Source organism: Nitrosospira lacus, from assembly GCF_000355765.4.
Lineage (GTDB): Bacteria > Pseudomonadota > Gammaproteobacteria > Burkholderiales > Nitrosomonadaceae > Nitrosospira > Nitrosospira lacus.
The window spans coordinates 2,048,464-2,069,862 of the sequence record NZ_CP021106.3; the positions used below are offsets into that span (position 1 = coordinate 2,048,464).

The 21,399-nt window shown below is 49.2% G+C and carries 21 protein-coding genes and 2 tRNA genes; 13 read left to right on the forward strand and 10 right to left on the reverse strand.

Going from position 1 to position 21,399, the window contains the following annotated elements:
* Positions 1 to 307 precede the first annotated feature (307 nt).
* The 4 genes from EBAPG3_RS09170 to EBAPG3_RS15530 all read left to right on the forward strand — a co-directional run bounded on the left by EBAPG3_RS09170 (position 308) and on the right by EBAPG3_RS15530 (position 2,984).
* Entirely contained in the window at positions 308 to 1,441 is a 1,134-nt protein-coding gene (locus EBAPG3_RS09170; protein WP_004178037.1) for a PEP-CTERM sorting domain-containing protein, read from the forward strand.
* 346 nt (positions 1,442 to 1,787) lie between these two features.
* Positions 1,788 to 2,348: an acyloxyacyl hydrolase gene (locus EBAPG3_RS09175; protein ID WP_227869190.1), complete on the forward strand. Its 561-nt coding sequence runs from the start codon at positions 1,788 to 1,790 to the stop codon at positions 2,346 to 2,348.
* 109 nt (positions 2,349 to 2,457) lie between these two features.
* The gene (locus EBAPG3_RS15525; RefSeq protein ID WP_004178034.1) at positions 2,458 to 2,742 is read left to right on the forward strand and encodes a DUF4142 domain-containing protein; all 285 of its coding nucleotides are present in this window, start codon (positions 2,458 to 2,460) and stop codon (positions 2,740 to 2,742) included.
* Positions 2,739 to 2,984 (forward strand): DUF4142 domain-containing protein, encoded by a 246-nt coding sequence (locus tag EBAPG3_RS15530; RefSeq protein ID WP_004178033.1) that lies wholly within the window; start codon positions 2,739 to 2,741, stop codon positions 2,982 to 2,984. The genes EBAPG3_RS15525 and EBAPG3_RS15530 overlap by 4 nt, the downstream gene beginning before the upstream one ends.
* A gap of 1,600 nt (positions 2,985 to 4,584) precedes the next feature.
* Here the strand turns inward: EBAPG3_RS15530 and EBAPG3_RS09195 are convergent.
* The 3 genes from EBAPG3_RS09195 to EBAPG3_RS09205 all read right to left on the reverse strand — a co-directional run bounded on the left by EBAPG3_RS09195 (position 4,585) and on the right by EBAPG3_RS09205 (position 5,926).
* Positions 4,585 to 4,827: a hypothetical protein gene (locus tag EBAPG3_RS09195; RefSeq protein WP_040852348.1), complete on the reverse strand. Its 243-nt coding sequence runs from the start codon at positions 4,825 to 4,827 to the stop codon at positions 4,585 to 4,587.
* Positions 4,828 to 4,910: 83 nt separating this feature from the next.
* Complete coding sequence (locus EBAPG3_RS09200; RefSeq protein WP_151898911.1) at positions 4,911 to 5,252, reverse strand: hypothetical protein; 342 nt, start codon at positions 5,250 to 5,252, stop codon at positions 4,911 to 4,913.
* 353 nt (positions 5,253 to 5,605) lie between these two features.
* Complete coding sequence (locus tag EBAPG3_RS09205) at positions 5,606 to 5,926, reverse strand: hypothetical protein (protein ID WP_151898912.1); 321 nt, start codon at positions 5,924 to 5,926, stop codon at positions 5,606 to 5,608.
* A gap of 243 nt (positions 5,927 to 6,169) precedes the next feature.
* Between EBAPG3_RS09205 and EBAPG3_RS09210 the strand changes: the two genes are divergently transcribed.
* Complete coding sequence (locus tag EBAPG3_RS09210) at positions 6,170 to 7,414, forward strand: OprO/OprP family phosphate-selective porin (RefSeq protein WP_004178026.1); 1,245 nt, start codon at positions 6,170 to 6,172, stop codon at positions 7,412 to 7,414.
* A gap of 88 nt (positions 7,415 to 7,502) precedes the next feature.
* Here EBAPG3_RS09210 and efp read toward each other — a convergent pair whose 3' ends face one another.
* Complete coding sequence (gene efp, locus EBAPG3_RS09215; protein WP_004178024.1) at positions 7,503 to 8,069, reverse strand: elongation factor P; 567 nt, start codon at positions 8,067 to 8,069, stop codon at positions 7,503 to 7,505.
* Positions 8,070 to 8,128: 59 nt separating this feature from the next.
* Between efp and EBAPG3_RS09220 the strand changes: the two genes are divergently transcribed.
* The 6 genes from EBAPG3_RS09220 (at position 8,129) to EBAPG3_RS09245 (ending at position 11,962) form a co-directional block, all read left to right on the forward strand.
* The gene (locus EBAPG3_RS09220) at positions 8,129 to 8,797 is read left to right on the forward strand and encodes a uracil-DNA glycosylase (protein ID WP_004178023.1); all 669 of its coding nucleotides are present in this window, start codon (positions 8,129 to 8,131) and stop codon (positions 8,795 to 8,797) included.
* A 13-nt stretch (positions 8,798 to 8,810) separates the two neighbouring features.
* The gene (locus EBAPG3_RS09225) at positions 8,811 to 8,999 is read left to right on the forward strand and encodes a tautomerase family protein (protein ID WP_004178021.1); all 189 of its coding nucleotides are present in this window, start codon (positions 8,811 to 8,813) and stop codon (positions 8,997 to 8,999) included.
* Positions 9,000 to 9,007: 8 nt separating this feature from the next.
* Complete coding sequence (uvrC, locus tag EBAPG3_RS09230; protein WP_040852371.1) at positions 9,008 to 10,825, forward strand: excinuclease ABC subunit UvrC; 1,818 nt, start codon at positions 9,008 to 9,010, stop codon at positions 10,823 to 10,825.
* A gap of 204 nt (positions 10,826 to 11,029) precedes the next feature.
* Complete coding sequence (gene pgsA, locus EBAPG3_RS09235; RefSeq protein ID WP_004178019.1) at positions 11,030 to 11,602, forward strand: CDP-diacylglycerol--glycerol-3-phosphate 3-phosphatidyltransferase; 573 nt, start codon at positions 11,030 to 11,032, stop codon at positions 11,600 to 11,602.
* Positions 11,603 to 11,681: 79 nt separating this feature from the next.
* Positions 11,682 to 11,756: transfer RNA gene (locus tag EBAPG3_RS09240), tRNA-Gly, on the forward strand.
* Positions 11,757 to 11,888: 132 nt separating this feature from the next.
* Positions 11,889 to 11,962 (forward strand) — tRNA-Cys (locus EBAPG3_RS09245).
* A 67-nt stretch (positions 11,963 to 12,029) separates the two neighbouring features.
* Here the strand turns inward: EBAPG3_RS09245 and EBAPG3_RS09250 are convergent.
* A complete protein-coding gene (locus EBAPG3_RS09250; RefSeq protein ID WP_081607269.1) occupies positions 12,030 to 12,515 on the reverse strand; it encodes a thermonuclease family protein in 486 nt (161 codons plus the stop codon).
* 242 nt (positions 12,516 to 12,757) lie between these two features.
* Entirely contained in the window at positions 12,758 to 13,912 is a 1,155-nt protein-coding gene (locus EBAPG3_RS09255; RefSeq protein WP_004178016.1) for a glycosyltransferase family 4 protein, read from the reverse strand.
* A gap of 430 nt (positions 13,913 to 14,342) precedes the next feature.
* Between EBAPG3_RS09255 and EBAPG3_RS09260 the strand changes: the two genes are divergently transcribed.
* The gene (locus tag EBAPG3_RS09260; protein WP_004178014.1) at positions 14,343 to 15,521 is read left to right on the forward strand and encodes an ATP-grasp domain-containing protein; all 1,179 of its coding nucleotides are present in this window, start codon (positions 14,343 to 14,345) and stop codon (positions 15,519 to 15,521) included.
* 219 nt (positions 15,522 to 15,740) lie between these two features.
* Here EBAPG3_RS09260 and EBAPG3_RS15635 read toward each other — a convergent pair whose 3' ends face one another.
* Both EBAPG3_RS15635 and EBAPG3_RS09270 read right to left on the reverse strand, forming a co-directional pair.
* Positions 15,741 to 16,466 carry an N-acyl amino acid synthase FeeM domain-containing protein gene (locus tag EBAPG3_RS15635; RefSeq protein WP_418304112.1) on the reverse strand — a complete coding sequence of 242 codons (726 nt, stop codon included), beginning with the start codon at positions 16,464 to 16,466 and terminating at the stop codon, positions 15,741 to 15,743.
* 1,205 nt (positions 16,467 to 17,671) lie between these two features.
* The gene (locus tag EBAPG3_RS09270) at positions 17,672 to 18,535 is read right to left on the reverse strand and encodes a DUF72 domain-containing protein (RefSeq protein ID WP_004178001.1); all 864 of its coding nucleotides are present in this window, start codon (positions 18,533 to 18,535) and stop codon (positions 17,672 to 17,674) included.
* A 196-nt stretch (positions 18,536 to 18,731) separates the two neighbouring features.
* Between EBAPG3_RS09270 and EBAPG3_RS15285 the strand changes: the two genes are divergently transcribed.
* A complete protein-coding gene (locus EBAPG3_RS15285) occupies positions 18,732 to 19,001 on the forward strand; it encodes a hypothetical protein (protein ID WP_004177999.1) in 270 nt (89 codons plus the stop codon).
* A 45-nt stretch (positions 19,002 to 19,046) separates the two neighbouring features.
* On the opposite strand, the gene EBAPG3_RS09280 is transcribed toward EBAPG3_RS15285, so the two are convergent.
* Together EBAPG3_RS09280 and EBAPG3_RS09285 are read right to left on the reverse strand one after the other, a co-directional pair.
* Complete coding sequence (locus tag EBAPG3_RS09280) at positions 19,047 to 19,460, reverse strand: response regulator (RefSeq protein ID WP_004177998.1); 414 nt, start codon at positions 19,458 to 19,460, stop codon at positions 19,047 to 19,049.
* Positions 19,457 to 21,373, reverse strand: a complete 1,917-nt coding sequence (locus EBAPG3_RS09285) for a Tar ligand binding domain-containing protein (RefSeq protein WP_004177996.1) — start codon at positions 21,371 to 21,373, stop codon at positions 19,457 to 19,459. The genes EBAPG3_RS09280 and EBAPG3_RS09285 overlap by 4 nt, the downstream gene beginning before the upstream one ends.
* Between the last annotated feature and the right edge of the window lie 26 nt (positions 21,374 to 21,399).

A 21,399-nucleotide genomic window follows, 5' to 3' on the forward strand; every position in this document is an offset into this window, starting at 1 on the left:
TGAGCAAATATTATTCTCCTGTACTTCAGTCCAATAGGCAACGCCTTCATATCCTGTAGGATGTAATTCGGGTGCCTACCTTCCTCCATTGGTAGCGAACCCCGGCCCGGTCGCACTGACGCTGCGCCGGGCTTTTTTGTGGTCCGTGTGCTGTATGCAGGCATTTCAGTATCATCCGTTAACTCCCTGTAATATCTGGTTTTTCCATACTGTACTTCGGTCCAATGGGCAATGCATTCGGATTCTGCAAGAATGAATCATCTTCCGTAGAACTGCTCCTCTTACAACTTTTTCCATAGGAAATGAAATGAGATTCGCACCCAGGACACTGAACCAAAAAATAACGCTTGCGTTGGGCGCCTTGACACTGATCCCATTACCGGCCAGTGCGCTTTTGATCAATACCGCGCCGGTGGGTTTTAGCAACTCCGCAAGTGTTATCGACGCCGAGGGCGGGGGTGCCAGCAATAATAATGGCGCCAGCCTCGGGACCAGTGCCATCAGCCAGTTTAATTTGAATCAGGGGGTACTGATGGGTGCCACCCTGAATCTCACCTCAACGCGGACACAAAGCACCTGGGTTAATTCCACCGCCGGGGGTGGTACCGGTGCAAACAGCACGGTTACCTCGAACGGTACCGGCAGCAGCACCGCCAGTATCTCTGGCCCGGGCTTGAATGCGAGCTTCTTACCGGCCATTAATGGTAGTGATTCGTGCGGGGACAAACACAAGGGTGCCTGTACCGGCAGCGCCACCACGAGTTCCGCAACTCCTACCAACCTGAATCAGGCCGTATCGTCAGCCAATCTTGACAGCTATGTCGGCAACGGCGATGTGACGTTGGTGCGTACAGCTCCGGTACTGGAAGCGACGCAGGGAGCCGGTGTTTTTACCGGCACGGAGACGACACAATATACGGTCACCTGGGCGGGCAATGCCGATGTTACTTATGATTACCTGTTGCACGCCGCGCCGTCCTTCGATGGTTCGTCAACGATGCTGATCCTGAACCTGGACTTCGGAACTTTCTACATGGGTGACACCGCCACCCTTGGATTCAATCTCTTCAATCTGGCGGATGCCGACCGTGTCGGCCTGGATCTCGACAGCATTTCCGGCAACGGCGATGTGGGCGCGTTTTGGACCGACCTGGGAAAATTCAGCAACCTGGGCGAAGGGTCAAGCCACAGCTGGCTTGCCATGCTGGACACCTCCGCAGCCGGGACTTTCAATGCCAGCTATTCATTAGGCCTGTCTGATGCGAATGTCGGCGCGGCATCCAGCCGGGGCATCTATAATCTCACGTTGAATCTGACCGGCATCGTGAACGAGATACCAGTTCCACCGGCGCAGGCCAGCGATGTACCCGAACCTGCCACCCTCGCACTTCTTGGCGCCGGTTTGGCGGGGTTGGGTTTCAGCCGCCGCAAGAAATCCTAAGGACAGTCCGTACATCAAAAAAACAAACCCGCTTCGGCGGGTTTTTTTGACATCATAACTATAGTGATGTTCAATACACTTTTATTGCTCATGTGGACATTGCCACGCCTGGTGGGTGGGCAGCATATGACTTGCCCGCACCGGGGTCGATCGATTTTCCATAATAGATCTGCCAGATATATGCAATAGGTCTATAAGTGTCCGTGTGGAAAACTATATAGCCTGAAAAATTGATGGAAGGAGAACCAAGAACGCCAGATACCAAATTCCTCTCATGTTGCATAGAGGGATGACATTGCCAGGATTCGAGAGATTGTAGAGTTGATGCCCCTTGAAGGCGAAAGAATTGGATAATGCGCGCACAATTATCGGGATGATGGTTTTTGGCTTTGGCTGTGGAGTTTCGTCCGTTGGCTATGCAGACGAACGAAGGCCGCCGGGATGGTTGCATGAGGTCAAGCTCGGCGTGCTTCATCACGATACCGGCGGTTTATGGAGCGGCTTCCGTCGTGAGAGTGGTGCTGATTTCAATCTGGAAGCGATTTTTTCGCCACAATACAAAATTCTGGGCGGGTTCATTCGTCCCGCCCTTGGCGGCTCGGTGAATACCGCAGGGGATACCTCCAAGCTGTATTCGGGTATTCGCTGGCAATACGATCACGCAAGCGGCATATTTTTCGGGGTTGGCTTCGGTGGCGCGGTTCATAACGGTGATCTCCATTTGCAGCACTACGACCGCAAGGCCCTCGGATCCCGGGTTTTATTCCACATTCCGGTCGAAATCGGGTATCGCGTTGGTGCCCGAAGCTCGTTATCGGTATATTTTGATCATGTTTCCAACGCAAATCTTGCCGATGCCAACGAAGGCATGGATACCTTCGGCGGACGATACGGTTATCGCTTTTAAGCGAACGCAACTCGCTCCCGCCTCATGATCATGGATTTGAGCGAGCGATCGCAGCTATTAATCCTCTCAAGGTAAATCAATGATTCCTGATTGAAGACAGGAGTTTTCCATGAAAAAAATACTCATGCTGGTCATCGCGTTGATAGTCGCGAGTCTTGAGGCCGCAGCTGAACCCAAAGCACTTAGTGATGCGGAAATCGTTGGTATCGTTCTGGCCGTAAATCAGGCTGAAATAAACGGTGGCATTCTGGCCCAATCCGCATCATCCAACCCCGAGGTAAAGGCATTTGGCCACCGTTTGACTGAAGAGCATAACGATTCCACATCGCAATTCAATGACTGGGCAAAAAATACAATATCATTTCCCGGAGCAATTCAATCAGCGATACCTTGAAGTTCGATAGTGAGAAATATCTGGAAAAACTCAGAAAGCTGAACGGCATATTATTCGATCTGGATTATGTGCATCATGAAATGGAGTCTCATCAGCAAGCACTCGATTTATGGGACGGAAAGCTGATCTCGGGCACCAGAAATGAAGAATTAAAGAATTTGCTGAACCTAAGGCGAGCAAGCCTTGTAGGCCATCTTGAACGGGCCAGGCTGATCAAAACTTCGCTGGGTAGAAAGAAATAGCGGTCGGCTTTGATCCCATGTGACCATCGCTAAATCTGCAAGAAATCATATCGATCTTGCCAGAAACGGAACATTCAGCCGCTATATTTAATAATTAATCCAACATAACCAGTTAATTATGGGCGTTCAGCTAGACTATTAATTAACTGAGTGGGACGTTTTTATAACCGTCACAGCTTCAAGTCAGTGTGGGTGGAGAGCCGCCGCATGTACGCTCGGTCGAGAAATGCGACAATTTTCTGGTCAGCCAGATTGTTTCCAGCACAAATAATGCTGGCAATCGAGGAATTCTGTGAGACGTAAACTTATGGTTGATTTCCTAATAAGTCAGTGGAAACATATTTCTACATCTTGGTAACAATACGGGCAGTGCAGGATGGGTGGCGTGCTTCAGTACACACTCACCATGGATTTAAGGCTTGCTATCGATGGACCGTTTTGCACATTTTTGTGCAGCTGGGTAATGGTGGAAATGAATCTTGCTGGGTCGCCCGGCCTAATCCTGGTTAAACTCAACCCTCCGGATCGTCGGCCTGATCGTAAACGGTTTTTTCTCCAACGGACTCCTTTCCATATCGCTACAACGTTCCCGGGTCTTCAATTGAGAATGTTGAAACATTTTTTTCGTAAATACTTCCGCACCATGATCAAGCAGAGCAGAAGAGGTCGTGAGTGCGTCATCATAATCATACTTATCCACTTTTTCCTCCTTTCTAAAGCAAAAGAAAAACTATCAAAGAATTCCGCTTTTCGTATGTATCGAACTCCGCACAGAGTTTTGGGTAGAGGATAATCTGATTACAAAAAAAAACTGTGCGCTACCGAACTTAACATGGCAATTTTGGGATTCTGGATCAATGTACACAACCAAATCCCCATAATGAAAATTTCCACTCACTGATCGTTTTGCTGTAAACCCATAGTTATATTAGTCTCCGGCGAAACGACGTTGGTTCCCCTAACCTACGTTTCCCTTGGGGCACAATTTCCTCAATGATGCGTTTTGAGGAAACCGTCTCGAGTCTCTGATGTGGAATGGACCAGCTCATCCGTTTCATCTCCAGGGGGGCTGCTGTCGGCTGCAGGGGGCGAATTTTAAGCTTTTCCATTGCTACTTTATTGTTCACAATTGCTGTGGATAAGTTTGTTGATAACCTATGAACACGGGGAGTAAGTTGCCCTTCCGTAACAATATTTTCTTATTTGCCCATTTTTTGAACTTCATAGATATTTCAATATAAACAAAAACTTATCTTGAATCCCAAGATTCATGCGGGTTTCAGCGGCGCTATTGTGCAATTTCTATTACGAATGTGGATTACTTCCCAATGTCAAGAGAAATTTTGTTCTCTTTTAGTCAAATCCACCTCATGTCCCATGTATGTTAATTGCGATGCATTGGTTGTGCGCAACCCGAAGGAACGGGACGGATTTCATCCAGCCCTTCGTTACTCGCCGCTTACTGAGGTCTGCTCCCGCCGCGCGGCTCATGCCTCGTGCTGGATGAAATCCGGGTGCGAAATAAGTGTTAACAGGCCTTAGGCTTTCTAATGGAGAGATGTTGAGGCTGTGATGTGATAGTTTGCATCGGGCCCACGCATCATGACATGATGAGCACATGAAGTATATCGACGGTATTGACACCCACGGCCCTTCCGGCCGTCTTTCCAACCAATTGCAAGGCCGCGTTATCCACGCCCCCATAGGTACTGCCCACGGTGATGTAAATGGCGCGGCCCTTATTATTGCTTTGCGCAGAAACGGATGTATTGATGAGCAGGGCCGATCCCGTCAGTAATGCATATATCAATATTATTTTTATATGCTTCGCTCTCACTGGCATGCATCACCCTGTCTGCTCAGCTAATCGCGCTCATGACAGTGTCTGAAACCAGCAGCGAATAGCCGGGTTTGAGTAATCGTAACCTAATTGGGTCCGATAGGTCCCCCTTGCTCATACTTCGGGTCCTTGATCGGTTTACCTTCCTTATCCCGGGAGAATTCCGGCACATGCGGATCTTTGCTTGGCGACGCAGGGTCTGCGGCCCGCTCTACCCGCTTCTTTTGATCGACATACCCCGTATCCATACCCTCTTTGGAACTGGTGGAACTACTTTGTCCGCTTGAGCCGCTCTGCCCTGTCGCACCGCTCTGTCCCGATGTGCCGTACTGCGCGTGGGTCACTCCAGTCGCGCCGATACCAAGAGTGGTTCCCAGTGCCAATGCGAGTACCAGCGAACGATTTGCCGATATAGAAGAAAGTTTCATGGCTGTTCCTTTATTCATCCAGCGATATTGCTGTGTTGAAAAGGTTACGCACTGTTTTACGACTCTTCAGTGCGGTAGCACACTGAGCAAGCTCCCAAGCGTGCTGCGGTGGGACCGTCATATTGGGACAGGCTGCGTAAAGCATTGAATGATGCTCTGGTTACCATTTTTGTCATCGGGTCGCAGCTATCTTCTGGAGGAAGTTACCAGCCTTCTTGCCAATGACAAGACGCGTTAATTATGGCTCCACCAATTTTTACCCGCTGGATGTGGTCGTGGCTAAGTGGGAGATGGAGCATCTGGGCAGGGGGGTGGCTGACAAAAATCCAGCTTCCTGCTCACCCCCGCAACGGCTAATATCGGCCCTTGAGCTTGGGGCCTGTACCGTCCGTTCCCGCACTCTCGTCTTTATCGTCGTATCTTTCAGTACCGTCGGTACTGTACCGGGAGTTATCACTGGAACGCCGGCTCCCGTCATAGCCGCTCTTCTTCTCATCGCGCTTTGTGCCGTAGTCGGACCCTCCGCCAGAAGTGCCCGATTGCGTGGAATTGTCGGGCTTCTGCATCGAGCCGCCTTGATCATAACCTTGCGCATGCAGGATCCCGGCCGTGCTGAAAATCAATGCACCCGTCAATACCAATGATTTTGCTGATAAAATTGAAGGAAATTTCATGATTGCCCCTTTTATTAATCCCAGCGAAATCGCTGTGATAGCAATAATACGTAGTGCTTCCCAACTGTTCAGTGCGCTACCACACGGATGAGGTAACCGGTCAAATTCCAATATCAGGGAATTCATATGCGTCTTCATCTGGTCATGGATTCAATGGGTTGAGATAAAAATCAAGGAACCATAATTAACTCATCAGTCAGATTATCGTGTAATTTTCTGAAATACTATGCCTTGGTTCTATTCATGGGCGCAAACATTGCTCCTGCCTATGCCATCAAGATCGAAACCAAGGGCGGCCCCAGAATCAAGGCCGATGACGGCAATTTTGAAATCGGTATTAATGGCCGCGCCCATCTTGATGTGCACGCTTTCAATAAGGATGGAGTGCATACGGCCTTTTCCGCATTTGGCAGCCAGATGTCATCGGAGCAGGACCACAGTGGTTTTAATTGGCGCCGTACCTATGCCACGTTAACGGGCAGAATCTATGGTTTGAATTTCAAGTTTGAGAACGATTTTGCTGCTGGCGCTTTTCCGGGCAGTATTCGCGAAACCTGGGTTTCGACCCAGTTGGGCCCGGGTCAGTTCACAATAGGACAGTTCAAGCCTTACCGTGGCATGGAAGAACTGACGAGTTCAAACGAAATAACTTTGATGGAACGCCCTTCAACCTCATCCACCGGTATTTATACTGGCCGGCAATTCCTGATGGGGATGGGTTACCGCGGCATCATTGGGGATAAATTAGGTTATGGCGTGGATGTCATGAGTTTGAACCACACCGGTTCATCTCTTAGCGGGTTAACTTACGGGGGCCGTATGGTCTGGCTGCCCTTTTCGCAGCCAGGTAACACGCTTCATTTTGGATTTTCCTATAGTGTGGATGATGCCGGCAAGGGATCACTTCCCGCGCAGGGGGTTGATATTTATGGCGGACGTCTCGGTATCAGCAAATCTCTCGGTATTGCGGGTGCGAGTGCGGGTTCATCGCGCGAAAACAGTCAAACCACTTTTGCGGCTGAGGTGGCCTATGCGCTCGGACCAGTAACTCTGCAAGGAGAGTACGCAAACTCGAGGCTGGATAACACCCATTTGGCGGGAGGTACGCAAAGGGACTCCCATATACAGGCTTACTATGTACAGGGGAGCTGGTTTGTAACCGGTGAAAGAACGGTATACAGAAAAGATCGTGGCGCCTTCGGCAAGCCAAAGCCGATCAGCAAATGGGGCGCGATTGAACTCGCGGCGCGTTATGATCTGGCGGAGAACACAAATCAGAGTCTTACCGCGGATCCGTGCCGGACTGGCACATCGAAATGCGAGGTTCGGGTCATTACGCTGGGTGCCAACTGGTATGTCCGGCAAGGTTGGCGTTTCATGCTGAATTACTATATTACCGAAGCCGACATCGGCAATGCCGGTGTCGGCACGTCTGATCGCAAAGATAATCCGTCCGTAATTTCTTTCCGTACCCAGCTAAGCTTTTAAACCACGGCAAAAGGCCGCGCTGGCGGCAGAATGGCAAACAACCGACAGCTATCATTTTGGTGGCAATCTGTTCCGGGCAAGGCTTTCCCTACATCCGTTCGATATATTCGCCGCTGTCAGTATTGATCTTGATTTTTTCACCTTGCAGGACAAATGCCGGAACCATGACAACAAGTCCCGTCTCCATCGTGGCCGGTTTGTAGGAACTGGTGGCTGTGGCGCCCTTAAGATTGGGTTCGGTGGCGGTAATGGTCAGTATTACGCTGGCCGGAAGTTGTACCCCGATGGCGCGATCGTTATGAAAATTGACTTGCACGTCGGTATTCGGCAACAGGTATTCATATTGACTTTCAAGGAATTCCTGCGACAGGCTTAATTGTTCGTAGTTTTCCTTATCCATGAAGATATAGTTATCACCTTCCTGGTAGAGATACGTCATGTCACGCGGCTCGACAAATGCACGTTCCACTTTGTCTTCGGTACGGATGCGCTGATTGGTTTTGGTACCCGCTTCAATGTCTTTCATCTCTACTTGCATGAATGCTCCACCACGGCCTCCGACATGGACGTGGTAACATTTCAGTACACGCCAGATACGTTTATCCCATTCAATCAGATTGCCGACACGAATTTCTGTTGCAAGTACTTTAGCCATTATTTTTCCAGTGAATCGAAGAGCGCGCATTTTACTATAAAAAACCAATTGGGAAGTCTATGCAATCCACGTTTTCGGCAGATTGCCGTCAGTGCCCGCGGCTGGCGAATTTTCTGGATGAAATGAAAAGCCGCTATCCCGATTATCACGCTCGTCCCGTGCCGGCTTTTGGCGATGTCGCACCTAAGCTGCTTATCATGGGTCTGGCGCCTGGCATGCATGGCGCAAACCGCACCGGTAGGCCTTTTACCGGTGATTTTGCGGGAATCTTGTTATATCGGACGCTATATAAATTTGGCTTTGCCAGCCATGAGGGGTCGGCTTCTGTAAATGACAATTTGCAGCTCATGAATTGCCGTATCACTAATGCAGTGAAATGTCTGCCGCCGCAAAATAAACCGGAGCCTGGGGAGATCCGTCAATGCAACCGGTATCTCGCGGCTGAAATTAACGATTTCAGGAAAGAAGGAGGTATTGCATTACTCGCTCTCGGGGCTATCGCCCATCAGGCAGGATTGATGGCATTGGGGCTCAAGGTCAGGGATTATAAGTTTAGCCATGGGGCCGTCCATGCGCTGCAAGGTGACCTGACACTATATGACAGCTATCATTGCAGCCGCTACAATACTCAAACCCGGCGCCTGACCGCGGAAATGTTCGAGCGGGTATTTACAGAAATTTGCGCCGGTTTGGCTTCCGATTCAGCAATTCAGCAGGATCAGGATTAAATGGAGACTTTTCATGCCCTATGTAAATATTCGCATTGCCGGCTCGCTCAGCCGCGAGCAGAAGAAAAAGATTGCGCTGGAGATTACGGACACGCTGGAACGCATTGCCCATAAACCAAAATCTTATACTTATATCGCCTTCGATGAATTGCCTAATGAAAACTGGGCTATCGCAGGCAATTTGCTGGATGAGGGAGACTGATCGCCTTGCTGGCAGAGTTCTCTTTCAATGCTAGGGCGTTCTGCTCCAGCCTGCCCTCTCAACCGGGCGTCTATCGTATGATGAATGTTGCAGGGCAGGTAATTTATGTAGGTAAGGCAATTGATCTAAAAAAACGCGTTTCCTCTTATTTCCAGAAAACCGGCTTGGGTCCCCGTACCCAATTGATGGTGTCGCAAATCTCCGGGATTGAGACCACCGTCACACGCTCCGAGGCGGAGGCGCTGCTGCTTGAAAATAATTTAATCAAGACGCTGACGCCAAAATACAACATACTTTTCCGGGACGATAAATCATATCCATATGTTGTACTGAGCGGGCATCGTTTTCCCCGGCTGGGATTTTACCGCGGGGCGTTGGATAAAAAGAATCATTATTTTGGCCCTTTCCCCAACGCCGGGATGGTGCGAGAGAGTATTCAACTCTTGCAAAAAGTATTTCGCATTCGTACCTGTGAAGATAGTGTTTTCAGCAACCGTACGCGACCCTGCCTGCTTTATCAGATCAAACGTTGCAGCGCACCTTGCGTGAATCTGGTTGCTGAGGATGCGTATCGAGAAGATGCGAGAGATGCGGCACTTTTCCTGCAGGGCAAGCAAACCGAGGTGCTGGAAAGTATTACAAAAAAAATGCGGGAAGCTGCCAATTTCCAGGAATATGAGCAAGCTGCATTGTTTCGTGATCAGATTCAATCGCTGAGAAAAATCCGCGAGAAACAATTCGTGGACAGTGGCAGAGCGCTTGATGCGGACGTGGTTGCCTGTATTGCAGAAAACAACGGGAACGGGAGAGTTTGTGTCAATCTTGCCATGATCAGGGGAGGGCGGCATTTGGGTGATAAGAGTTTTTTTCCGCAAAATGCGGAAGGATACGACCTGCCCTCGGTAGTGGAGGCTTTTCTGGCTCAGCACTATCTCAATCGAAGTACACCACACCTCATTATCGTGGGTGAAAAAATTCAACGGGAAGCATTGCAAACACTGCTCGCCGAACAATCCGGCCGTAAAGTTGCCATTAACTCCAATCCCATCGGCGATCGGCGCATGTGGCTCGATATGGCGACAGAAAATGCGCGTCTCGCGCTTGAGCAGATGCTGAGCCGTCAGGCTAGCCAGGAGGAGCGGCTGCAAGCCTTGCAACAGGCCCTGGATATGCCGGGGCTTGGCCGCATCGAATGTTTTGACGTTAGCCACACTCTGGGTGAAGCCACTATTGCATCCTGCGTGGTTTATGACAACTTCTCTATGCGCGCCAGCGAATATCGGCGCTACAATATTAATGGCCTCACGCCAGGGGACGACTATGCAGCCATGCGTGACGTTCTATCACATCGCTATCACAAAATCACCGAAGGGGAGGGCAGACTTCCTGATCTGATTCTGATTGACGGAGGCAAAGGACAGGTGGGAGTGGCGCAGGAGGTGCTGGTTGAACTCGGATTGAACGACGCGAACCTGCTGGGCGTGGCGAAAGGCGAAGAACGTAAGGCCGGCCTGGAGCAATTGATTTTCCCGGGGAAGCAAAAACCGCTACAATTGCCCAAGGATCATCCCGGGTTGCATTTGATCCAGCAGATCCGTGATGAGGCCCATCGCTTTGCGATTTATGGTCATCGCGCCAAACTTGGCAAATCGCGTACCAGCTCAAGCCTGGAACAGATCAACGGTATCGGAGCCAAGCGCCGTCAAAGCCTGCTGGCACGATTTGGTGGATTGAAGGGGGTGCTGACCGCAAGTATCGAAGAATTGCAGCAGGCCGACGGAATCAGCCGTGCGCTGGCTGAGAGGATTTACAAGGAATTGCATTGAATCGCGGTCACCTGATTGCTTGCTCATCCTCATGTATTCGGGCGCTTTTCAGATTGCCTGTTCCATTCGAATCTGGTAGTTGTAGCGAATTCCCTACAAAACACGAAGGTCAAGTGACAAAAAGGATCCTTAGGAGTCATGACGCTGACCTGAAAATGAGTGGTCGACCACCGGATTCAGGTTTGATGGCCTATCCTGATCTTTATGCCTTTTAACCTGCCCAATGTGCTTACCTGGCTGCGGATCCTCGCGATTCCGCTGTTTGTGGGCATTTTCTATTTTCCGCCTTCATGGTTGTCTCAATCCGACCAGAATCTGATTGCCACCATTATCTTTACCGGCGCGGCCATCACGGACTGGCTGGATGGTTATCTTGCGCGAGTGCTCAATCAGACCTCGGCCTTTGGCGCGTTTCTTGACCCGGTGGCGGATAAGCTGATGGTGGCGGCGGCGTTGATTGTGCTGGTTTACTTAAGCAGGCTTGATGCCCTTATTGCCTTCATCATCATTGGCCGTGAAATTACCATTTCAGCCTTGCGTGAATGGATGGCGCAAATCGGCAAAGGCAAAAGTATGGCGGTTTCTTTTCTGGGAAAATTAAAAACGGCGTCGCAAATGGTAGCCATCCCGCTGTTGCTATATCACGAAAAGATAGGTGAAGGCTTCGACCCGCAAGAAATAGGAACATGGCTGATCTATCTGGCTGCCATACTAACCCTGTGGTCAATGGGATACTATCTGAAAGTAGCGATTCCCCAGGCGTTGAAGCATGGTTGAAATCAGGTTTATCACCTGCGCTGCATTGCCTTTCCTTGACAAAGAAGCCAGCATCCTTATAATGCCAGCATTGTTTTTCGCGGGAATAGCTCAGTGGTAGAGCACAACCTTGCCAAGGTTGGGGTCGCGAGTTCGAGCCTCGTTTCCCGCTCCAGTTTGCAGGGAAAATGGATTCTTTTGCAAGAGGCCATGTACATGCATCTAATGCGCCTTTGCTGAATCCGTTTTCCCTTTTCAGTTTTTGCTATTGTATTGTCATGCGACCTCATTCCTGTGGCGCAACAATGGCGGGGTGGCAGAGTGGTCATGCAGCGGCCTGCAAAGCCGTGGACGCCGGTTCGATTCCGACCCCCGCCTCCAGTTTCATTTCATGTGGTGCAAGCATCGGGTTGCGATAAGCCTGAGCTTGGTCGGCAGATCAGCCGTGCTAGCGGTTTTCTTGCATCCACTGCCACGGTGGGATAGGGTATTTTGTTGACCATAACCCCCGCTTGGCGGCACGGGCCTCAGCTTGTAATTTGTAGAGTTCCGGATCTTTCGCGTATCCTTCATATACCCAGGCCATACCGCGTTTTACTTGTTCCGCATTGACATCCAAACCATTGCATCTAACTCTGGCTAAAGTACGTCCATATTGATCCTTTGTTATTGATGTCAGTTCCGCCTCGATCCAGAAACAAAGGTCAGAGAGAGATTTTTTTGAACGCTTGGTGTAAGGTTGCTTGCTTTCCGGGGCATCAATTTCAGCCAAGCGCACCCTTACCATTTCCCCATCGATTACGATGGTAAGCGAATCACCATCAACAATCTGAACCACCTGAGCGCGGATTCCCGGGCCGGGAAGGTCTGCACCTGCCGGAAAGGGCAGAGTAATAGAGGTGATAAGAGCAAGAGCAACAGTAATGGGTTGCATTTGACTTTTAATCAAAGCGGCAAACCGAAATCCATGTGAAAAAGTGATACGGCTATTTTTATTCGCCGCGATAAACGCCTACCGGCTGGGTTGTAGAATGAAGGTATTGCACCCAACATACGGTCAATCATGCACCATCTCGCAATTTTTGATTTCTACCTTTAACGCTGCTCACGCAGCGTGTATCTCTTGCTCTTCATGAGATCCACAAGAATATTTTTACTATTATAAATGATTCTTAATTAGACTTTGCTCAGATTAGCTTTGGCCACGACTTCGAAAAGCAGGTTGCCCACTTCTTCAGCGTATCTCTCCTGTGTAAATCGACTCTCCGCCCACTTTCTGGCATTGTTCCCAAGCCTCGCTCTTTCTCCGGGGTTGTCATGCAAATATTGTATCTTATCGGCAAGTTTGGTGTGGTTACCCCATTCATACATGAGGCCGGTTTCCCCATCCTGAATCAATTCTGACGTTGCTCCTCTGGCACTTCCTATCAGCGCTTTTCCCGTAAGCATGGCTTCAACCGCCACGCGGCCAAAAGCCTCCCATCTGGAACATACTAGCACGACATCTGCTGCCCGTATGAGGGATGCGGGATTTTCCGCATATCCGTGGAACTTGACGTGTTGCTGGAGACCATGATCCACGATTTGCTGAAGCAGTTTTACCCTGAATCGCTTGCCGCCATCGCCAACTATCAGCAGATGGGCATTCACCCCGCGATGGACAAGTTCTGCAAGCGCGAAAATGGCTTCATCTTGTCCTTTCCAAGGATGGAGTGATCCGATCATAATGCATTGGAAAAATAAGGTTGCATCAACCAGGCTGCTCGTATGCGCGATTTCCTCAGGCAAGGTGACAGACTGGTAAATCACCCGTAGCTTTTCCATGCCCAGGTAGCGCTTATAGTCTTCCTCTACGGATTTCGAGGTGACGATAATCATCTGCGAAAAATGATCCATCAAATAGGTTACGCAACGCTTTCCCAAGTCAAATTTCTGGTCAGGATTATGGTATGCGGATTCATGAGAATGCCAAACGTGGGGTCTACGGGCCAACCGTGCCGCAAATGCGCCAACGCCGACCACGACCGTATTGGTATAGACAATATCGCAACCCCATCTTTTTATTACACCCGCAATATATATTGCTGTGAGAAGCGTCTTGAGCGTTCGCCCAATACGATATGGCAACCACTTCGGCCGAGACATCCATACTGGATAAGGAATAATGCGCCATTCCACATTCAGGCTGTCTAGCTCGGCAAGGAGCGGGCCCTTTTTGGGAACAAGAACCATGCAAATAAAGCCTAGCTTGATCAGGCCTTTTATCAATTCCAGCAGTGCAAGTTCCGCGCCATACCGCTCCGCGGAATGAGATATAAAACAAACACGCATTTTCAATCAATCCCTTATAGCGTTGTGGAGTAAATCTTGCAGTAAGCTGTGTCCGATGAACATGAAGAAATCTCTCCATAATAGAGTCCGCATGATTAATACGGTAAGCCATTAGGCACTCAATCTCAGCAGTTTGGTAGCTGTAAGAACTTACAGTGGAAACGTGACGTTCAAGCGATTTCCAGCAAAGCAAGCCAATCAGCCCGCACAGTGACGGGTGCCGTCAGCAACATGGATTGTTTCCTGCGTCTGTAATTGTCGGTGGAAGTGCGAGCGGGTTTTTAGACCGGTGACATGGTGCAACGCAGGTGCCATGGTGGCCTGTAATATCTTACAGCTATGAATTGAATTGAGAAAATGATTTACTGCTCGTTTGAACCATCATGCCGTGATCGAGAGATTGACTTACGGATAAACGGGTAATAAAGCAATGCATAAGCTCGAAGCTCTTTTAATAGGCGGGTACTGGCCTGAGCTGATGATGGTTATTCTCGCATTATTAACCAGGGCGGGGTTTACTGTAGATGTCATATCCACCAGCGCCTTTCTGAAAAAGAATAAATCGATACGAAATTATTTTCTCGCAGATGAGAATGATCTTTTGGTAAAAGCTGCATCAGAAAAAATAAAGCAAGAATACACACTGATTGTTGTGGGAGATGACCCCACATTAGGAAAAATATTGAATTCAGATTTGTCTGATGAGGATAAATTAGAGTTACTTCCAGTCCTGTCAAATAAAAACCTTGGTCATATCTTTTCTAAAATCGGCTTGGCGCGCGTTCTGGATAAAAATGGAATTAACACTCCCGATTATCTTGTTGCGAATAATGAGCAGGAATTAAAAACATCTGCACGAATATTAGGTTATCCAATATTTATCAAGATCGATTCATCCGCCGGTGGATTGGGGATATTTGAATGCCTGGAGGGGAGTGATTTAGAAGGTTTATTAAAAAAAATAAAAATATATCCCGTTTTGGTGCAGAAGAAAATAACGGGTGTTGAGGTATCTGTGGAAAGTTTTTACCAAGATGGTCAATTAATTCATTTTGCCTACTCAATACCGAAAAAATCCAAATATAAATTTGGACCTACTTCGGTTAGGAACTATGTGCAACTTGCCTTTTTGGAAAAAAAAGTTTTTGATGAACTCGGTTTGCTTGGTAAAGCACTTGGCGCTCATGGTTTTGTAAATATTGGCTGCATGCAGTCCGATCAAGATAAAAAACTATATTTTTTTGAGGCTGATATGAGGCCTAATTTATGGATCGATCATCCAAAATATTTCGGCGATGACTGGGCTAAAATAATTAACAGACATTTTTCTACCGGTGAAACGATCAAGTATCCTTATCCGTTGAATTCAGGGTATCCGAAACAAATTCTTATATCGCATTATTCGAGAATGGCATTAATAGATTTAGTTTTAAATCGGCATCAGGTTTGGAACCATCTTCCTGAGAATTTTTTATATTTGACGTTACATTATAGAATCCGGGCTCAAGTGATATCGATTATGGCAAAATCGTATAGGCTTCTTTTGCCAAAATGGTGCCGGGTAATTCTTAAGAATGCCTATCATCAATTAAATATTCATTTTAAATGAGATGGTGAATGCAGCTGTATTCCAATCAGCTGAATATCAGGAATATGTCGGACGTTTAGCCGAAACAATACTTTTGCATAACATTCCGGGCAGGCTTGCAAACGGAACCAAGTAGGGGGTTGTATCGGACTTGCCCGCCTTCACTATTGCTACGCTTGATTTGAGTTGATGTGTTGATTTTTGCGAGATGTATTTGATTGTCGGCGCAATAAGTGCAATTTAAAAATCACTTAGATCTAGCGTCCTATGCAATAGGACCGCGTCCACTCCTACACGCTCGCAGCGTTTTGGGCCGGCAATCTGCAGGAATCCGAGCAGGCGTTTTTGCGCCGCAACATGGTTGGGTACGACCTCGCAGACGAGATCGGTTACATCGTTCATCAGGTGAGCGTAAACATAGACAAAGTGAAACAGCGCACCCATGACCGAGCTTGTCGGCTGGCCAGGCATGATGACGAACCTGCATAGTTCCGCTAATTTTCGGCCCGAAAGCCGCATGGCATCCAGTTCATGGGAATACGTTGCATCGCTATATAATCCGTTCGCGGAATCCAGGCGCATCATTACCGTGCCAATCACCGTGCCGCATAATTCAGCATCGAATACCATATCTGCTGATGTCATGATGTGATCCGCGGAGTAGCCCTTTCTCAAGTATGATGTTTTTACCAGACACTCTGAGCGATCGAGGGATTCTGCGGTGCTTACGACGTAGGGGCCGAAGGTTGCTTTCATGCGCCTCCCACCCCTCGGGTCGGGCGTCAGACAAGCATGGCGCAGTTTACAGGATTGATAGTTTGCCTCCATGTACTCACCTCCCCGTGAGCTGTTGTTCTTGGATTGAGGCATGAGTTGTTCATATTCCCGGCCACACCTGTCCGACAATACTATCGGTGCACCGATTGATACGATTGATAGAAGCCGAACGCTTGTTACTGCCTTCATGTTTTAATCCACGCCGCGACTGCCCGGTTGGAAGAAAAATGTGCATACCGTCAGAAGCTTCTCCATTCGTATCTGGCGAAATCAAAGATCTCTGCCTAAACCTGCCTGATCGAGATTAGGGCCTGTTAACACTTATTTCGCACCCGCGTTGCTACACAAAAAACGCGGAGGCAAGGCGCGAAGCGCAGGCCATAGCAGGTCTATGGCAAAGCTTCGCAACGCAGCATCCGCGTTCTTTTGTGCGCAACCCGAAGGGACGGGACGGATTTCATCCAGCCCTTCGTTACTCGCCGCTTACGGAGGTCTGTTCCGCCGCGCGGCTCATGCCTCGTGCTGGATGAAATCCGTCGCCGTCGCGGGTGCGAAATAAGTGTTAACAGGCCCTAGTTCATCGGTGCAATGATTATGCATATCTGGTATGGAGTGAAGTAGTTCCGACGTTGAATCCATATGTTTTCTTTGGAGGAAACACATTTTACCGGTTTTGGGCGCTTCACATACTGGACTAAAGTACACCCATGGTTCAAATGGACTAAGCGTTGCAGTAATCCGGTATTTGACCCAGCGGGAAAGTATCACTTGCATGATATATGCTGGTAATGATTATCAAGGTTGGTGGCCCGACATGAGAAAATGACATCATCTGATGTTTTTCCTGGTTGAGACGAGCCATGGTCAATGTACCGGTCATGAGAAGGTAATAGTTTTCTCCATAAAAAAAGAATACCGTGGGATACCGAATTTCTTCCTCGGAAGGAGAAAAGTTAATGCAAAATCTGGTAATGAAAGCGCCATCAAGGGGAGGGCGGTCTCTTCTCTATAAAATTCATTTATCAATGTTGACGCAATTTTTTTAGAAGATCCTCGCTGGATTGTCGAATTGATTCAAGTGCGCCATGCAGCTCCAGGAGATTCACAGCGATATATTTCTCGCAGTAGCGGCAAAAAAGTTTCGGTTCATACTTTAGCCGCGAGATTGTTTCTTCGAACTTCCCACGACAATGGGGGCACGTGATCACCATTAGTTCGGTGTCGAAATCCAGGGGCAAACGGACCTCATTGGATGAATGAACATTGCGTAAAAATAAATCTTATCATGGCCGGCAGGGCACCAGAAGAAAGCCGGGAAAATGATATCCTTCAGGCTTCGGTTCCGGCGGCGGCTCGGCAGGCTGCCGACGGCCAGGTGCGGGATCGGGTGAAAGCTAAAATTTTGTTATCAGATCGTGGGCGTCAAACGGAGCTCTCACCTTGACGTCGTTATCAAAATAGCAATAGACGTCGCGAGACTGCTGTTGCGAAGGAGACTGCGTCGAGATGAGATGTGCGTCACCCGGTTGAGAGCCTGTACGCCAGGCGCGAATTCGCGCTGACCAGCGCGCCAGTGCTTCAGGGGTATAGCCGCTTGCATAAAGTACTTTGTCGCCATGCAAGCGGAGGTAGACGAAATCGGCGGTAATATCTTCACGGTAGGGCCATTTTCCCGCCGTATCCGCAATAACCAATGCGATATTGTGTTCACGCAGCAGTTGCACGAAAGACTCATCGATGAAGCTTTCGTGCCGTATTTCAATCGCATGGCGCAATATACGGTTGGCGTCAATCGTCAGGCATACGCGCCCGGTCATATGGGATTCATGCTGCCGGGCAAGACTTAGTGCCTGCTCAGTATCATGCGGTAAGAGTTCGAAAAAATGCTTCAGCCTTTCCGGATCATAATGGAAGCTGGGTGGGAATTGCCACAAAATAGGGCCGAGTTTTTCTCGCAGCTTGAATATTCCCGAAGCGAAGAAGTTGGCGAGCGGGCCATTGACATCGCGCAGGCGCTTTATATGTGTAATATAGCGCGGGCCCTTGATACTAAAAACGAAGCCCCGTGGCGTGTCGCTATACCAGTGCTCGAAGCTTTCCGGCCTTTGCAGGGAATAGAATGTCCCATTTATTTCGATGGTCGGAAATTTACCGGAGGCGTATTCAAGCTCGCGATGCTGTGGAAGGTCGGGAGGATAAAAAACGCCACGCCATGGCGGATAGCGCCAGCCGGAAATTCCAATTCGAATTTCACCCATTGCGGATCACTCCTGTGGTGCACGACAATCCAGCGCCACCGTTAATGTAGGCAGGTGCATAGTGAGCGTCTGCAGCATGTATTGGCGCGTATTGAGAATTTCATGCTTGCGGCCTCATCGATGAGCATGGTGAGCCTTCTTCCAGACGTCAGAGCTTGCCGTTTACTGTCGCGATGCTGGTTCCTGGCCATAATACATGCAGCTACTCGTCAGTGCCATGGTAGCGATTCTCGGAACTGCACCAAAAACCATTGCTGCTGGCGCAGAGCCAGGGTTGCCGGAGAACGACGCGAAATCTGTTTTCGAACCCGCCCACAAGCATGAGCGACGCGTGCATGGAGCCTTCGCCGAAGATAGTTTGCGTGGCATTTTTCCACAGCGGGCAGGCGCGATAAGCCAAAACCCTTTGCGCAAAACCTCTCAGGAGGTTACTTTCCTCGCATTCGGTTCCCAGGGTGGAAGATGAGAATATCGTGACGAATAGGGCGCCCACGGGTGCACCACCCGGTGATCAAGGCATCTCGCTAATATTCCAATAGGCGTCAATCGAGCGCATGACTTCGACGAATCGCCGATAATCGACTGGTTTAACCACATAGCCCACAACGCCCAGGTTAAAACTGCTCATCTTGTCCTGCTGCTCTTCCGAAGTGGTCAATACAATTACCGGAATACGCTTTAATCGATCATTATGTTTTACCACCTGCAGGAATTCGATACCATTCATGATCGGCATATTCAGATCAAGCAAAATGATGCACGGTTTTTCGCTTGCGGGGTCTTGCAGATAAAGCAGTGCTTCCTCTCCGTTTTCCAGGTGCACGACCGGGTTTGTTACATGGATCTCCTTCAGGGCGCGCATGACCGTCATTGTGTCGACTTGATCGTCTTCCACCAGGAGAATGGGCCTATTGGTAGTTTTCACGTTTCTTTTCCTTTGCTGGAGTTAATATTTGCCGCGATTTTGGGTAGGGTGAAAAAAAAAGTACTGCCTTCACCGGCTTTCGATTCGACCCAGATTTGCCCACCGTACATTTCCACGATTTTTTTTACGAGGGCTAGTCCAACACCGGTACTTTCTATCCTGTCGCGTGGAGCAAGCGTCTGAAACAGTTGAAAAATTCTTTCGAAATGGCGTGATTCGATGCCGGGTCCATTGTCGGCGATACTGAACTTCCACTGCTCACCCTCAACGCGACAGGCAATGTGAATTTCACCTTGAGGCTTATCCATGTAATTAATGGCGTTGGAGAGCAGATTCTGAAATATTTGTTGGATGCGGGTGGGTTCCGCGATGATGCGCGGCAAGGGATTTTCCACCCTGATGATAATGTTTGCAGGCGGAGACAAAAGATCAATCACTTCATGCACGACCTGGTTGAGGTCTAACTCGACCAGCGCCTCCCTCACGCGGCCTACGCGCGAATATTGCAATATACCATCGATCAGATTACTCATGCGATGCACCCGGCTGACAAGCAAGCGCATATGTTCTTTGCCTTCATCATCGAATTTGTCCGCATAATCCGTGGAAAGCCAGTCTGCCAAGGCTCCGATGGCGCGCAATGGCGCCTTCAGGTCATGAGATACCACATGGGCGAAATTCCTTAATTCTTCATTGGCGCTTTCCAGTTCGTCCATCAAACGCCCTTTTTGTTCTTCCTCCAGCTTGCGTTCACTGATGTCCCGTACAATGGCGACGAACATGCGGTGTTCTCCGCCCTGCATCTCAACCACCGCAAAGTCCATGGGGAATGCGGTGCCATTCTTACGCAGGCCAGTTACTTCACTGGTAACGCCAAAAGCCTTGGGCTTCCCCGTTTCCAGATATTTCCTGAAAGAGTCGGAATCTTGCTCGCGTTCCGGTCTTGGCTTGGGGAACAGCAGGTTAATATCCTGCCCGATAATTTCGCTTCCCGCATAACCAAAAATCCGCTCGGCGGCCGGATTAAACGTTTTAATCACACCCTGTTCATCAATCGAGGCAACGCCATCAATCAGATTACTGAGTAAGGCGCGGGTATGCGCTTCGCTATCACGTATCTGGCCAATGGTGTCCACCAGACTATCCCGCATTTCCTTCAGGGCCTGCATAAGCTGGCCGATTTCATCCTTCGAACGGACCTCGATTTCTTGCATAAAATCACCGACCGCGACGCCTCGAGCGATCTTCACCACATTTTCCAAGGGGCGGAAGATTGCATCGCTGAGTACAACGCTAATGAGTGCCGCCAGCACCAGCGCGACTGCTATCGATGCGACCAGAATATTCCGAATGGTTTCGTAGCGGCTCTGCTCCCGGTCGTATTCCCGGCTGATCTCATCCAATTGCAGTTTGACCAGCGCCTTGATGCTTGCATCGACCGGCACATAAAGAGGGCGAACCTTTTCTATGAGGATTCGGTACGCTTCGCCGATTTCATTTTTACGCAAGGCGATTGCCGCTGGGTTTATACCCTCGGTGATAAATTTATCCCGATCCTCGGCGAATTGAGCGGCCAGCACTTTTTCTTCCGCACCGATATAGGTGGTCATGTAAGCTTGCCAGACTCGAGTCATCTCCTCGAGATCCCGATCAACCTCCGCGGTTTTATTTTGAATAGTTTCGGGCGTCGGCATCATCAGCGCCGCTGTGATGGCGATTCGGTTTCGCAGCAGCAGCGATTCAATTTCAGCGACTTGTTTGAGCGGGATGGCGCGATTATGATAAACGGTTTTCAAGCCGTCGATCGCGTTGCTCATGCCGAACAGGCCGAGCATTTCAATTCCCAGCAGAAATACCACCAGGACGGAAAGAATAAAGATCAGACGTGATCTAATGGTCAAATTCTTAATCATATTAACCCGGATGATTCAGAGACTGG

Coding starts and splice junctions, on each gene's coding strand:
- EBAPG3_RS09195 (WP_040852348.1), bottom strand. CDS start 4,827: ATGCCAGTGAGAGCGAAGCATATAAAAATAATATTGATATATGCATTA.
- EBAPG3_RS09285 (WP_004177996.1), bottom strand. CDS start 21,373: ATGATTAAGAATTTGACCATTAGATCACGTCTGATCTTTATTCTTTCC.
- efp (WP_004178024.1), bottom strand. CDS start 8,069: ATGGCTAAAGTACTTGCAACAGAAATTCGTGTCGGCAATCTGATTGAA.
- EBAPG3_RS09170 (WP_004178037.1), top strand. CDS start 308: ATGAGATTCGCACCCAGGACACTGAACCAAAAAATAACGCTTGCGTTG.
- EBAPG3_RS09220 (WP_004178023.1), top strand. CDS start 8,129: ATGCAATCCACGTTTTCGGCAGATTGCCGTCAGTGCCCGCGGCTGGCG.
- EBAPG3_RS09210 (WP_004178026.1), top strand. CDS start 6,170: ATGGGCGCAAACATTGCTCCTGCCTATGCCATCAAGATCGAAACCAAG.
- EBAPG3_RS09255 (WP_004178016.1), bottom strand. CDS start 13,912: ATGCGTGTTTGTTTTATATCTCATTCCGCGGAGCGGTATGGCGCGGAA.
- EBAPG3_RS09270 (WP_004178001.1), bottom strand. CDS start 18,535: ATGGGTGAAATTCGAATTGGAATTTCCGGCTGGCGCTATCCGCCATGG.
- EBAPG3_RS09200 (WP_151898911.1), bottom strand. CDS start 5,252: ATGAAACTTTCTTCTATATCGGCAAATCGTTCGCTGGTACTCGCATTG.
- pgsA (WP_004178019.1), top strand. CDS start 11,030: ATGCCTTTTAACCTGCCCAATGTGCTTACCTGGCTGCGGATCCTCGCG.
- EBAPG3_RS09250 (WP_081607269.1), bottom strand. CDS start 12,515: ATGCAACCCATTACTGTTGCTCTTGCTCTTATCACCTCTATTACTCTG.
- EBAPG3_RS09205 (WP_151898912.1), bottom strand. CDS start 5,926: ATGAAATTTCCTTCAATTTTATCAGCAAAATCATTGGTATTGACGGGT.
- EBAPG3_RS15525 (WP_004178034.1), top strand. CDS start 2,458: ATGAAAAAAATACTCATGCTGGTCATCGCGTTGATAGTCGCGAGTCTT.
- EBAPG3_RS15635 (WP_418304112.1), bottom strand. CDS start 16,466: ATGAAGGCAGTAACAAGCGTTCGGCTTCTATCAATCGTATCAATCGGT.
- EBAPG3_RS09260 (WP_004178014.1), top strand. CDS start 14,343: ATGCATAAGCTCGAAGCTCTTTTAATAGGCGGGTACTGGCCTGAGCTG.
- EBAPG3_RS09225 (WP_004178021.1), top strand. CDS start 8,811: ATGCCCTATGTAAATATTCGCATTGCCGGCTCGCTCAGCCGCGAGCAG.
- EBAPG3_RS15285 (WP_004177999.1), top strand. CDS start 18,732: ATGCAGCTACTCGTCAGTGCCATGGTAGCGATTCTCGGAACTGCACCA.